General features: G+C 64.2%; 13 protein-coding genes and 1 tRNA gene. 3 read left to right on the forward strand and 11 right to left on the reverse strand.

Annotated features, from left to right (window positions below):
* From VFW93_RS16535 to hrcA, 6 genes are all read right to left on the reverse strand, one after another.
* A partial coding sequence (locus tag VFW93_RS16535) for an AraC family transcriptional regulator ligand-binding domain-containing protein (RefSeq protein ID WP_329695059.1) occupies positions 1-704 on the reverse strand: 704 nt, incomplete at its 3' end.
* Positions 705-908: 204 nt separating this feature from the next.
* Positions 909-985: transfer RNA gene (locus tag VFW93_RS16540), tRNA-Ile, on the reverse strand.
* Positions 986-1104: 119 nt separating this feature from the next.
* Entirely contained in the window at positions 1105-1710 is a 606-nt protein-coding gene (locus VFW93_RS16545; protein WP_329695060.1) for a hypothetical protein, read from the reverse strand.
* A gap of 146 nt (positions 1711-1856) precedes the next feature.
* Positions 1857-2753: a LysR family transcriptional regulator gene (locus VFW93_RS16550; protein ID WP_329695061.1), complete on the reverse strand. Its 897-nt coding sequence runs from the start codon at positions 2751-2753 to the stop codon at positions 1857-1859.
* A gap of 5 nt (positions 2754-2758) precedes the next feature.
* Positions 2759-3736, reverse strand: a complete 978-nt coding sequence (locus VFW93_RS16555) for an MBL fold metallo-hydrolase (protein WP_329695062.1) — start codon at positions 3734-3736, stop codon at positions 2759-2761.
* Between the two features lie 93 nt (positions 3737-3829).
* Positions 3830-4849: a heat-inducible transcriptional repressor HrcA gene (gene hrcA, locus VFW93_RS16560; protein WP_329695063.1), complete on the reverse strand. Its 1020-nt coding sequence runs from the start codon at positions 4847-4849 to the stop codon at positions 3830-3832.
* A gap of 93 nt (positions 4850-4942) precedes the next feature.
* On the opposite strand from hrcA, the gene VFW93_RS16565 reads away from it, so the two are divergent.
* Genes VFW93_RS16565 through rapZ form a run of 3 tightly spaced genes read left to right on the forward strand, consistent with a single transcriptional unit; the run spans position 4943 to position 8586 of the window.
* A complete protein-coding gene (locus tag VFW93_RS16565; protein ID WP_329695064.1) occupies positions 4943-5845 on the forward strand; it encodes an NAD kinase in 903 nt (300 codons plus the stop codon).
* Position 5846: 1 nt separating this feature from the next.
* A complete protein-coding gene (recN, locus tag VFW93_RS16570; protein WP_329695065.1) occupies positions 5847-7592 on the forward strand; it encodes a DNA repair protein RecN in 1746 nt (581 codons plus the stop codon).
* A gap of 58 nt (positions 7593-7650) precedes the next feature.
* The gene (rapZ, locus tag VFW93_RS16575) at positions 7651-8586 is read left to right on the forward strand and encodes an RNase adapter RapZ (protein WP_329695066.1); all 936 of its coding nucleotides are present in this window, start codon (positions 7651-7653) and stop codon (positions 8584-8586) included.
* Positions 8587-8939: 353 nt separating this feature from the next.
* Here rapZ and VFW93_RS16580 read toward each other — a convergent pair whose 3' ends face one another.
* From VFW93_RS16580 to VFW93_RS18940, 5 genes are all read right to left on the reverse strand, one after another.
* Positions 8940-9869, reverse strand: coding sequence for an SDR family oxidoreductase (locus VFW93_RS16580; RefSeq protein ID WP_329695067.1), 930 nt, complete (start codon positions 9867-9869; stop codon positions 8940-8942).
* Positions 9870-9923: 54 nt separating this feature from the next.
* On the reverse strand, positions 9924-10952 hold the full coding sequence (locus VFW93_RS16585; RefSeq protein ID WP_329695068.1) for an NADP-dependent oxidoreductase: 1029 nt from the start codon (positions 10950-10952) through the stop codon (positions 9924-9926).
* Between the two features lie 61 nt (positions 10953-11013).
* Positions 11014-11478 (reverse strand): PaaI family thioesterase, encoded by a 465-nt coding sequence (locus VFW93_RS16590; RefSeq protein ID WP_290673285.1) that lies wholly within the window; start codon positions 11476-11478, stop codon positions 11014-11016.
* 45 nt (positions 11479-11523) lie between these two features.
* Positions 11524-12318, reverse strand: a complete 795-nt coding sequence (locus VFW93_RS16595) for an SDR family oxidoreductase (protein WP_329695069.1) — start codon at positions 12316-12318, stop codon at positions 11524-11526.
* Between the two features lie 12 nt (positions 12319-12330).
* Entirely contained in the window at positions 12331-12462 is a 132-nt protein-coding gene (locus VFW93_RS18940) for a Dabb family protein (RefSeq protein WP_414639709.1), read from the reverse strand.
* Between the last annotated feature and the right edge of the window lie 2 nt (positions 12463-12464).

A 12464-nucleotide genomic window follows, 5' to 3' on the forward strand; every position in this document is an offset into this window, starting at 1 on the left:
CCAGGCGCGCTGGGCAGCTTCTGCTCGATCACCTGCTGCAACTGCTTGTGCAGATCGGGCACCCCACCGGGCAGCCGCACATCCAGCAGCGACGATCGGATCCACACGGCATTGCGCGCCTGATGAACCAGGATGGGCGCGCCAAACTGCATCTCGCACAAGGCGAGCACGGGCCCGGGGTCATGCTCCAGGTCAATGCGTGTGGCCAGGGGCTGATCGCCCATGAGCATGCGCGCGAACTTGCCCAGGCAGGCGAGGATCAGCTCCACAAAGTAGCCCGCAGCCTTGGGCGGATCATCCGGCCGCTTGCCCAACTCGATGACCACGGCCGTGCCTTGCGGACCTTCCTCCATGTAGAGGCGGATGTCGGTCAACAACTGCGACACCCACTGCAAGGCCTTCATGGCATCACGCAAGGTGGGGCTGGTGGCCAGATAGGTTTCGATCGCGGGCACCGTGTCAAACGCGAAAGACTGGCCCACCAGCAAAGGGAAGTGATGCGAGGGCGCCGTTCGGCACACGCATTGCAGCATCACATTGACAATGCCCTTGCGGCTGATGTGATGGGTACCGTGCTGATCCAGATGCAGGCCCGCCTCCATCAGGAGCGGGTTGATGTTGAGCTGGCACCAGGACGCGGCGCGAACCCAGGCATTCAGCCCAGGGAAAGGAACGATGTCGTCAACGGGTGGGTTGTTGGCCATGTTTCCTGTCGGGGGGATGGAGCGATCGCCTCAAAGGCTTGAGGCGCGTCAATTCCGACAGATTGGAAGCGATACATCGCGACACGACAAGGAGATGTCGCGACTGGAGGATGTATTTGGCGACACCGGTTCGCCGCCGACGCCTTGCGGTGGCGCAAGAAGTAAAAAAGCACCTGGCTTTGCAGGCCAAGTGCCGGATGGGGTTGGTAGGCCGTGTTGGACTTGAACCAACGACCAAAGGATTATGAGTCCTCTGCTCTAACCAACTGAGCTAACGGCCCCCTGAGGTAAGCCCGCCATTGTAGGGCCACGCCGCACCTGCTCAGTCGGCCAGGGCCAGGGAGCGCGCCCAGGGCTCGCATGCGCGCAACACCTTGGCCAATGGCCGGCCTGCCTCACTTCAATGAACAAGCGGGAGCAGGGGCGCGCACCTGGGGTCGATCAAGAGGTACAGCGGGGACTTGCAATGTGCGGGGATCGTTTGCTTGTCAAACGACGTGGGCTTGACGCGCACGCTGCCGGCCGAGCCAAAATCAACACGGTAATCAACATCGGTGCCATTGGCCGTCGCGGTCGAGAAATCGTTCAAGGCATCGCTCACGTTGGTGAACTTGGCCCCGTACAAGCGGTTGAAGGACAGGAAGCTGACCTTGTCTGCGCGCGCTTTCACGGGCGACACGTTGATGCCGTTGATGCCCACGCCGTCAGGCCAGATATAGCTGTTGCTGTCAGCCCTGGAGCCTATCCCGTTGACAGTGAAGGCCAGCACGGATTTGTAGAAGAAGCCGTCGGTGGCGGTGGCAGCCGTGTCCACAACGTAGTTGACCGTCACGGTCTTGCCGTGGGCATAGTAGCTGGATGGCGGCACAAAGGGGTCGCCTTGCGGGGTCAACTCCTCGTAAACGGTGCCGGTCATTTTCCAGACCTGCAACTCGGCGTGCGCCGTCACGGCGAGCAAGGCAGCAGACGCTGCCACCAATCTGGCGAACTTGAATGTAGAAAACATATTGACCTCTCTGATATCAGTTGATTTGTGAACCTCAAGTGGCATCGCCACCGACCTTGTCATCGTGCCAAGGTAAAAGCATTTGACTTGCTACGCCACCTGCCCTCAATCAGGGATTGCACTCGGCTGAAGCTTGTCATGCCTTTTCAACCACAGTCGTGCGCGGTCACGGGCAATACGCTGGCCCAGGGCTCGCATGCACGCAACACCTCGGTCAGGGTGCCGTTTTCCTGCGCGTGGCGGGCGTGGGCGCCGTAGGCCAGGCCCACCACGCGGCTGGCGCCTTGCAGTTCGCGCAAGTCGCGGCGCACCACGATGCCTTCCTGCGTATGGCCAGGTGTCATCAGCATGGGGTGCAGCGGCGCCATGGTCACGCCCACACCGGCGGCCACCAGGCCCAGCGCCCATTCCTGGCTGTCCACGCGGGCGCGCACGTCCGGCACGATCTGGTACTGGCTCAGGCCGGCGTGCCAGTAGCTGGCCAGTTCGCACTGCGTGCGCTCGATGAAGGCCACGCCGTGCAGATCCTGCAGGCAGAGTTCTTCTTTCACGGCCAGGGGGTGCGCTGCAGGCACCAGCAAGGCGTATTGCTCTTCCCACAGCGGCATGAAGGCTTTGCCCGGCGCGGCACAGCTCTGGCTGGTCAGTTCGGCGTCCGCAGCTTGCGGGTCGTCCAGCACGGACAACTCCAGGTGCGTGAGCGTCTGCTTCAGGTGGCGAATGAGTTCGCGCACATGGGCCACGCTCACGGTGGGGTGAATGTGCAGGCTCAGCCTGGGGTGGGTGGCCACGTCCTGAAAGGTTTCCACAATGGCCTGGGCATCGGCCAGCAACTTGCCCCCCAATCTGAACAAGCGGATGGCCGCGGGCGTGGGCACCAGGCCGCGCTGCTGGCGGGTGAACAGGCGCGTGCCCAGCTCTTCCTCCAGTTGCGCGATCGCGTTGGAGATCACCGGCTGTGTGACGTGACACAGCCTGGCTGCCGCCACGGTGGAGCCCGCCTCATACGCCGAGCAGAAGTACCTGAGGTTGCGCAGGTTCACGCCACTCACTCCTGGAACTGCGGGAAGTGCGGCAGCGCGTTGACCACGTTCTCATCGTGTGCGGGTACCACGGTCAGCTGCGGGAAGCGCTGCATGATGCGGTGCACGTGCACGATGGCGGCCTGGTTGGCGGTTTCGTCCTTGTCGACATGCACCACCTGCCGCAGGGCCCAGGATCGATCAGCCGGTTTCTGCAGACCTTCGATGGTCCAGGTGGTGTCGCCCGTGAAGAAGTAGCGACGGCCGGAAGGCAGGTTCAGGAACATGCCCACCTGCCCTGCCGTGTGCCCGGCCAGCGGCACCAGCACAACGGAACCGTCGCCGAACAGATCCAGGCTGCGGTCAAAGCCAAGGTAGGCGCCAGGCTTGAAGCTCAGCTCGCGCCAATGCTGCACGCCGGCAAACTGGCTGGCCAGAAAGGCCGGCGCATGGCCGTGCCGGGCGTGTTCGCGCTCGGTGGGGCTGATCAGCACTTCGGCATCGGGGAAGTCGGGCAAGGCGCTGACGTGGTCCCAGTGCATGTGCGAGGGCACGATCAGCTTGATGCGTTCCGGCGCCCAGCCGGCTTTGGCCAACTGATCAACGGCGGGTGTCACGTTGCGGTAGGCAAAGAACTGGCGGTCCATGAAGCGGTTGGCGGCGAACTGCTGGTCCACCTGGCGGCCCAGGCCCGTGTCGAACAGAAAGGTCGCCTTCGGGTGGCGCACCAGCACCGCCACATGCGCCGGGTGGCGGTAGCGCAGCCACGAACCACCGCCCACCTCCAGCGCCTCGAACACGCCTTGTGATTCGGAGGTTTTGAGCACCGCGAAACCCAGGCCTGACGGCGGGCTGGCAGGTGGCAGGCTGCTACCCAGATCCGGCAGGTTCTGCGTGGGCACAGGCAAAGGGGCGTCCATGGCGCTGAGGCCCGTGGCCAGGCCGGCCAGCAGCACCACCACGCCAGCAGCCACACCCAGGCTGCGCTTCATCCAAGTCTGCATCTTTGCTCCGTTTGATGGGTTCAGGGCCTCAAGGCTAGAGGCCGCCCATCAATAAGGCAAATTGTATTTACTTGGGATATCTAAAAGATTTTCTTATTTCTGACTGAGCACGTTGGACACCAGCCGGGAGGTGATGTCCACGATCTCGATCATGCGGTCATAGGCCATGCGGGTGGGGCCGATCACGCCCAGCGTGCCGACCACCTGGCCGTTGATCTCGTACGGCGCCGAGACAACGGACAGCTCTTCGAACGGCACGAACTGGCTTTCGCCGCCAATGTAGATCTGCACGCCGTCTGCCCGGCTGGAACCGTCCAGCAGGCGCATGAGCTGGGTCTTTTGCTCGAACAGGTCGAACATGCGGCGCAGCGAACCCAGGTCGTTGGAGAAATCCTGCACCGTCAACAGGTTGCGTTCGCCGGAGAGCACAAGCTGGTCGCTGCTTTCGGCCATGACCTCGCCGCCAGCCTGCACGGCCTGCTGCATGAGGTTGGCGATGTCGCCGCGCAGTTGCTCCACCTCGCGCTTGAGGCGCTCGCGCATCTCATCCAGCGTCAGGCCCGAGTAGTGGGCGTTGAGGATGTTGCTGGCTTCGATCAGCTGAGACTGGCTGTAGTCCTGCGGGGTGAAGATGACGCGGTTCTGCACATCGCCATCGGGCGACACCAGGATGACGAGCACGCGCTTGTCGCCCAGGCGCAAAAATTCAATGTGCTGGAACAGCGAGACCTTGCGCGGCGCGGTGACCACGCCCACGAACTGCGACAGGCTCGACAGCATGTGCGCCGCACTGGCGATCACGCGCTGGGGCTGATCGGGCTGGAGCTGATCACGGGTTTCGGCGCCCAGGTCAGCCAGGTTCAGGTGGCGGGCCGTGAGCATGGTGTCCACGAACAGGCGGTAGCCCTTGGGCGTGGGCACGCGGCCGGCCGAGGTGTGCGGGCTGACGATCAGGCCCAGCTCTTCCAGATCCGCCATCACATTTCGGATGGTGGCAGCCGACAGATCCAGGCCGGAGGCGCGGGAAAGCGTGCGCGAGCCGACGGGTTGCCCATCGGCGATGTAGCGCTCGACCAGCGCTTTCAACAGAATCTTGGCTCGATCATCCAGCATGTGTTCTTCATTTTAGTTTCCGAGTGAAACGGCGCCAGCCCCTCAGTGGGGGACGGTCTCATTTTGACACCCCCGTGTGGTGTAATTCCCCGCATGTCGAGTCTGCCCACCTCACGCTTCCGTCATGCTGCCTTGATTGGCAAGTACCAGGCCCGCGGCATCCGCCCGGTTCTGGAGGACGTGGCCCATATTCTGGCGCGTACCGGCGTCGAAGTCTGGCTGGAGCAGGAAACTGCCCTGAACACCGGCATGACGGAATACCCGTCCTTGTCGATCAAGGAAATCGGCAAGCAGTGCGATGTGGCCGTGGTGCTGGGTGGCGACGGCACAATGCTGGCCATTGCCCGCGAACTGGCCCCCTTCAACATCCCGCTGATCGGCATCAACCAGGGCCGCCTGGGCTTCATCACCGACATCCAGCACAAGGACATGGCCACCGCCCTGCCCCTGATGCTGGCCGGCCAGTACGAAGAAGAGCGCCGCGCCATGCTGGAAGGTGCCGTGCTGCGCCCCATGCGCGGCGCCGGCTTCGAGACCATCTATGAAGGCTACGCGATCAATGAAGTGGTCGTGAGCCGCGGCGCCACCGCCTCCATGGTTGAGCTGCGCGCCGAGATCGACGGCCAGTTCGTGGCCAACTACCGCGCAGACGGCCTGATCGTGGCGTCGCCCACCGGGTCGACGGCCTATGCGCTGTCAGCCGGCGGCCCCATCATGCACCCGGGCCTGGGTGGCTGGGTGATGGTGCCAATTGCCTCGCACACCTTGTCGAACCGGCCTCTGGTGGTGTCGGACAGCGTCACGATCACCATCGAGATCGTGGCCGGCCGCGATGCCAGCATGAACTTCGACATGCAGAGCCTGGCCAGCCTGCTGCACGGCGACCGCGTGACGGTGCGCCAATCTGCCCACAAGGTGCGCTTCCTGCACCCCAAGGGCTGGAACTACTACGCGACCCTGCGCCGCAAGCTGCGCTGGAACGAAGGAGTGAGTTGAGATGTTGCGCCGCCTGACACTGCGCGATTTCGTGATCGTCACCAGCCTGGAAGTGGACCTTGGCGGCGGCTTCACCGCCCTGACCGGCGAAACCGGTGCCGGCAAGTCCATCCTGATCGATGCCCTGCAACTGGCCCTGGGCAGCCGTGGTGACGCGGGTGTGGTGCGCGAAGGTGCCGCGCGCGCCGACATCACCGCCGAGTTCGAACCCTCCGCGCAACTGACCACCCTGCTGGCCCCCTGGCTGGAGGAAGCCGGCTTCGATGGCCTGGAAGCTGGCGCCTCCTTGCTGCTGCGCCGCGTGGTGGACAGCCAGGGCAAGAGCCGCGCCTGGATCAACGGCAGCCCCGCCACGGTGACGCAATTGCGCGAGCTGGGCGAGCACCTGGTCGATATCCACGGCCAGCACGCCTGGCAAAGCCTGACTCGCGCCGATTCGGTTCGCGCCCTGGTGGATGCGCAAGCGGGTGTGGACCATGCCGCGCTGCAACAAGCCTGGGCCGCACGCCGCGACGCCCAGCGCCGCCTGGACGAAGCCCGCAGCAAGCAAGCCGACCTGGACCGCGAACGCGAGCGCCTGCAATGGCAGATCGCCGAGCTGGACAAGCTCAACCCGCAAGCTGACGAGTGGGACGAACTCAACACCGAGCACCAGCGCCTCAGTCACGGCCAGGCCATCCTCGATGGTGCCCGCCTGGCACTCGATGTGGTCTCTGAAGCCGATGACAGCGCCGACTCGCTCACGGCCCGCGCCATCGCCGCGCTGGAAGAAGTGGCCGGCGTGGAGCCCAACCTGGCCAATGCGCTCGAAGCCCTGCGTGGCGCCCAAGCGCAATTGCAAGATGCGGCGCACAGCCTCAACAGCGCACTGCACCACACCGAGCTGGATCCGGATCGTCTGGCCGAACTGGACAACCGCATGTCGGCCTGGATGAGCCTGGCGCGCCGATACCGCCGCCCAGCCCCCGAGCTCCCCGCCTTGCTGCAAGGCTGGAAAGCCGAGCTGGCCGAACTGGATGCCGCCGCCGATCTGGAAGCGCTGGAGCGCGAGGCGCAACAAGCCCACCAGGCCTGGCTGGACGTGGCCAAGGCCGTGTCGAAGCAGCGTGCGCAAGCCGCCCCTGCCATGGCGCAGGCGGTAAGCGAGGCCATGCAGGATCTGGGCATGGCCGGTGGCCGCTTCGAGGTCTCGCTGGTCAAGCAGGACGAACCACAGGCCTATGGCCTGGAGAACATCGAGTTCCTGGTGGCCGGCCACGCGGGCAGCACGCCGCGCCCATTGGGCAAGGTGGCATCCGGTGGCGAGCTGTCACGGCTGGCCCTGGCCATTGCGGTGACCACCTCGCAACGTGCCGATGAAGCGGCGCAAGTGGGCACGCTGATCTTTGACGAAATCGATTCCGGCGTGGGTGGCGCGGTGGCCGACACGGTGGGCCAGTTGATGCAACGCCTGGGCCGCGAACGCCAGGTCATGGCCGTGACGCACCTGGCCCAGGTCGCAGCTTGTGCGCACCAGCACCTGGTGGTGTCCAAGGCCTTGAACCATGGCCAGACCACCAGCGACATCCGCGAGGTGCAAGCCGCCGAACGCGTGCACGAAGTGGCCCGCATGTTGGGCGGCGCCGTGACCGATACCAGCCGCGCCCATGCGCAGGTGATGCTGGAGACGGCGAAGGCACATGAAGCGCAGGCCGAAGCAGCAGCGATCGCTGCCAGCAAGGCCAAGCGCAAGAAGGAAGCAGCATGAGCGAGGCAAGGTCGCCCGAAGGCGCTCGCGCCGCTGTGCGCAGCATGGAGGTGTCAAGATGAGCGCGTTGGACATCGTCTTGCTGACCGGGATCTCCGGCTCCGGCAAATCCGTGGCACTCAATGCGCTGGAGGACGCCGGCTACTTCTGCGTGGACAACCTGCCGCCCGAACTGCTGCGCGGCATGATCGAGCTGGAAGAGAAGCGTGCACCAGAGCTGAAGCGCCGCATTGCCGTGTCGGTGGACGTGCGCAGCGCGCATTCGCTGCCCAACCTCACGCCGGTGCTGACCAACCTTCGGCAGGAAGGTCATTCGGTCCGTGCGGTGTTCCTGGATGCCAGCACGGACGCGCTGGTTCGCCGCTTTTCTGAAACACGACGCCCTCACCCGCTGTCGCAACTGGCCAAGGCGCCGCACCCGGATACGCATCAGCCTCAACGGCGCGCCAGCGATCTGATCACGCCCATTGATGCAACCGAGCAGGCCTTGATGGACGCGATCAACCTGGAGCGTGAACTGCTCAGCCCGCTGCGCGAGTTCTCGACCGTGATCGACACCTCGCTGCTGCGCCCGGCGCAGTTGCGCACCTGGATCCGCAACATCGTGCAGGCTGCACCGTCACGCCTGACGCTGGTGTTCGAGTCATTTGCCTACAAGCATGGCGTGCCCATGGATGCGGACTTCGTGTTCGACGTGCGCATGCTGCCCAATCCCTTCTACTTGAAGGAACTCAAGCCGCTGACGGGCCGTGATCAACCGGTGATCGACTACCTGGCGGCGCAGCCAGAATCGGCCGAGCTGATTGCGCAGATCGAGGCCTTCCTGTTGCGCTGGTTGCCGGCGCTGGAAGGTGATCAACGCAGTTATGTGACGGTGGCGATTGGTTGCACGGGTGGGCAGCACCGGTCGGTGTATTGCGTCGAGCAACTGGTGCAGCGGTTTGGGCCACGAGGGGTGGTGCTGGCGCGGCATCGTGAGCAGGATGCCAAGTAAGCCTGACGCGCTTTTCGCTGCATAGATCGATTCACCGATTAGTGCGTTTTCTCGGTAGAGCGCGAGGTGGGGTCTGAGCCGACATCCGGCCAGGCTTCGTTGTTGGCGGGCCCGCTTTGCCAGCGGGCCTCCCTTGCGATGCTCGCGAGGAAGTGGCGCCGGAGAACTCCCTGCGTGGCCTGACGACCACTCCAGTCAAACAGCTCCGGCGAGTCAGATGACGAAGCACGCTGCGCGTGCCCACTTCCCCACTGCGCTTCTCAGCGCCAACAAGGCGCCCGGCCAGATGCCGGCTCAGCCGCGCCCCGCGCTGCAGCGCCAAAGCGCACCTCACCAGGCACGCCCAAATAAACTCAGCCCTGCTTCTCCATCGCATCCCGCAATGCCTGACGCAACTGCTGCCCGATCTCCGGCTTGCCCGCAAACGGATCGGTTGGGTTGCGCCCCTGCACCACATCTTCCAGACGCGTCTGCACCATGCCCAAAGCCTGTGGATGCGTGTAGATGTAGAACTGCCCCGACTCGATCGCCTTGTAGACCAGCTCCGCCGTATCCGTGGCCGTGACCTTGCCCGACGTGACGGCCTTCGTGCTCATCGCCTGCGCAATCATCTGGCTCGGCGTGGGTTTGCCTTCGCTGCGCATATCTGCCGGACGATTGCGATGCGACAGGTGGATCCCGGTGGGCACGAAGTACGGGCACAGCACCGAGGCATGCACCTGCTCCGTCACCAGCGCCAGATCCTGGTACAGCGTCTCCGACAAGCTCACCACCGCATGCTTGCTCACGTTGTAGGCGCCCATGTTCGGCGAGTTCAACAAGCCGGCCATCGAGGCCACGTTGACCATGTGCCCCTGATAGCTTGGATCCTTGCGCGCCGCCGCCAGCATCAACGGGGTGAACACACGCATGCCGTGAATCACGCCAAACAGGTTGACGCCGATCACCCATTCCCAGTCGCGCTGCGTGTGTTCCCAGATCAGGCCGCCGTGCGCCACGCCCGCGTTGTTGATGACGATGTGCGGGGCACCAAAGCGCTCCATGCAGATGTCAGCCAGCGCCTGGACGTCTTCGGCGCGTGACACATCGCCACGCAAGGCCGCCACCTTCACGCCCGTGGCGCTCAGCTCGGCCACGGCGGCGTCCAGCGCATCTTGCTGCACATCGGTCAGCACGAGGTTGAGGCCCTTCTTAGCGCCAAGCCGTGCCAGCTCCAGGCCAAAGCCGCTGCCAGCGCCGGTGATCACGGCCGTCTGGCCTGCTTGCAAATTCAAAGTCGACATGTTGTTGTCCTGCGTCCTGCTGTGGGGGGATCAGTAGGGAGAGTGATCGAGGGATCAGATCAGTTTGACCAGCTGCTTGCCGAAGTTCTTGCCCTTGAGCAAGCCCAGGAAGGCCTCGGGCGCGCTGGCAATGCCCTGGGCCACGGATTCGCGGAATTTCATCTTGCCGGTAGCCACCATCGTGCCCAGCTCCATCGTGGCCTCGGGCCAGACTTCGGGGTGCTCGCTGACAATGAAGCCTTCCACCTTCAGGCGGTTGACCAGGATCAGCGCGGGGTTCTGCAAAGGCAGCGGCTGGCCGTCATAGCCGGCAATCATCCCGCACATGGCGATGCGGCCAAACGCGTTCATGCGCAGCAGCACGGCGTCCAGAATCATGCCGCCCACGTTCTCGAAGTAGCCATCGATGCCATTGGGCGTGGCCTCCTTCAGGGCCTTGTAAAAGGCCTTGGGGTCACTGTGCTGCTTGTAGTCGATGCAGGCTTCAAAGCCGAGTTCCTCGGTCACATAGCGGCACTTGTCGGCGCCACCGGCCACACCCACCACGCGGCAACCACGGGCCTTGGCCAACTGACCCACCACGCTGCCCACGGCACCGCTGGCGGCGCTCACCACCACGGTTTCGCCGCTCTTGGGCGCGATGATCTTGATCAGGCCATACCAGGCGGTGACGCCGGGCATGCCCACCGAGCCCAGATAGGCCGACAGCGGGATGTGGGTGGTATCGACCTTGTGCAGCATGGCGCCCTTCACACTGGCGTCCACCACTGAGTACTCCTGCCAGCCCCCCATGCCCAGCACCTTGTCGCCGGGCGCAAAGCGCGGATGCTTGCTCAGCACCACCTCGCCCACGGTACCGCCGATCATCACGGTGTCGAGCGGCTGTGGATCAGCGTAGCTCTTGCTGTCGTTCATGCGGCCGCGCATATACGGGTCGAGCGACATGAAGTGATGCCGCACCAGCACCTGGCCATCGCTCAGTTGATCGGCCGTGGGCACGGGCACCTCAACGAGCTTGAAGTTGTCCACGGTGGCTTCGCCTTGCGGGCGCGAAGCCAGCAGGATCTGATGGTTGGTGGTCATGTGAACTCTCCTTCAGCGTGACAGCTGGTTGACGGATGAATCGATCAGGACGGGGGCATGCTCAATCGGAGCCCGGCCCGTGGAGCAAGGGTTTGGCAGCCGGCCGCACTTCGCGGTCGGACACCGGCAAGGCGCGCAGGAACTTGAACGTGGCCGTGGCATGGGCACACACGCGGCCTTTCGAATCCAGCACCTTGCCTTCGGTGAAAGCCATGGAGGCGGTCGAGTGCAGCACGCTGCCCAGTGCCCGGATGTGGCCCAGGCCTGGTCGCATGAAGGTGGTCTTCATCTCGATGGTGACCAGGCCAGGCCCGCCATCCGGCTGATCCAGGTTCAGGCTGCGCGCCGCATGGGCCATGGCCACATCCAGCAAGGTCATCATCAGGCCACCGTGCGCCACGCCGAATGAGTTCGTGTGCTGGTCCTGCACGTCCAGCGTGATCTCGGCTTCGCCGTTTTCGTAGCGCTGCATCTCGCAGCCGATCTGCTCGATGAAGGGAATGCGAACCGCAAAGGGAATGGCCATGTCAGTCCTTCATGAGGGCACGGGTGAAACTCGGGCGCATCGCCATCAACCGATCAAGGCGCTGACGCCACCGTCCACCGCCAGGATCTGCCCGGTGATGTGCTTGCCCGCATCAGACGCGAACAGCAAGGTGATGCCCTTGAGGTCTTCATCGTCGCCCACGCGCAGCAGCGGTGCACGGTTGGCAATGGTTTCTTCGCCGACCATGGCCAGCGTGCCCGCCGTCATCTTGCTGGGGAAGAAGCCCGGTGCAATCGCATTGACGCGGATGCCCAGGTGCCCCCATTCGCAAGCCAGGGCCCGCGTGAAGTTGATGACCGCGCCCTTGCTGGTGTTGTAGGCAATGGTCTGCATGAAAGGCGGGTTGCCGCGCAGGCCCGCGATCGAGGCCACATTGATGATGCGGCCCTGCTTGCGCGGGATCATGCTGGCCTTGGCGATGGCTTGCGACAGCAGAAAGTAGCCACGCACGTTCAGGTTCATGACCTTGTCCCAGGCTTCGACCGGGTGTTCGGCAGCTGGCGCGCCCCAGGTGGCACCCGCGTTGTTGACGAGGATGTCCACATCGCCCACACGCTCCAGGGTTTCGTCTGCCAGGCGCTGGATGTCGTCGGCCTTGCCGGCGTCTGCGGCGATCCAGCGAGCATCAATGCCGGCTGCTTGCAGATCTTGCACGGCCAGCTCCAGGTCAGCCGACTTGCGCGAGCTGATCACGACCTTGGCGCCAGCCTCGCCCAATGCGTGCGCCATCTGCAGCCCCAGGCCGCGCGAGCCGCCGGTGATCAGGGCCTTCTTGCCGGTCAGATCGAACAGCTGTTGTACCTTGCGTGCTTCCGTCATGCTGCCCTCGCCTCAGACGTTGTAATCCACCACGTGGCGGGTAGCCGCCATCTCGCGGATCTGTGCCACCACGCCCTGATGATGCGGATGAGGGATGTAGGCAGCCAGTGCATCCTTGCTCTCGAACGTGGACACCAGCACCACGT

Source organism: Aquabacterium sp., assembly GCF_036279675.1.
Taxonomy (GTDB): Bacteria; Pseudomonadota; Gammaproteobacteria; order Burkholderiales; family Burkholderiaceae_C; genus Aquabacterium.

Excerpts from the sequence above, each read along its gene's own strand:
- VFW93_RS16545 (WP_329695060.1), bottom strand. The coding sequence starts at position 1,710 with ATGTTTTCTACATTCAAGTTCGCCAGATTGGTGGCAGCGTCTGCTGCC.
- VFW93_RS16555 (WP_329695062.1), bottom strand. The coding sequence starts at position 3,736 with ATGCAGACTTGGATGAAGCGCAGCCTGGGTGTGGCTGCTGGCGTGGTG.
- hrcA (WP_329695063.1), bottom strand. The coding sequence starts at position 4,849 with ATGCTGGATGATCGAGCCAAGATTCTGTTGAAAGCGCTGGTCGAGCGC.
- VFW93_RS16565 (WP_329695064.1), top strand. The coding sequence starts at position 4,943 with ATGTCGAGTCTGCCCACCTCACGCTTCCGTCATGCTGCCTTGATTGGC.
- recN (WP_329695065.1), top strand. The coding sequence starts at position 5,847 with ATGTTGCGCCGCCTGACACTGCGCGATTTCGTGATCGTCACCAGCCTG.
- rapZ (WP_329695066.1), top strand. The coding sequence starts at position 7,651 with ATGAGCGCGTTGGACATCGTCTTGCTGACCGGGATCTCCGGCTCCGGC.
- VFW93_RS16580 (WP_329695067.1), bottom strand. The coding sequence starts at position 9,869 with ATGTCGACTTTGAATTTGCAAGCAGGCCAGACGGCCGTGATCACCGGC.
- VFW93_RS16585 (WP_329695068.1), bottom strand. The coding sequence starts at position 10,952 with ATGACCACCAACCATCAGATCCTGCTGGCTTCGCGCCCGCAAGGCGAA.
- VFW93_RS16590 (WP_290673285.1), bottom strand. The coding sequence starts at position 11,478 with ATGGCCATTCCCTTTGCGGTTCGCATTCCCTTCATCGAGCAGATCGGC.
- VFW93_RS16595 (WP_329695069.1), bottom strand. The coding sequence starts at position 12,318 with ATGACGGAAGCACGCAAGGTACAACAGCTGTTCGATCTGACCGGCAAG.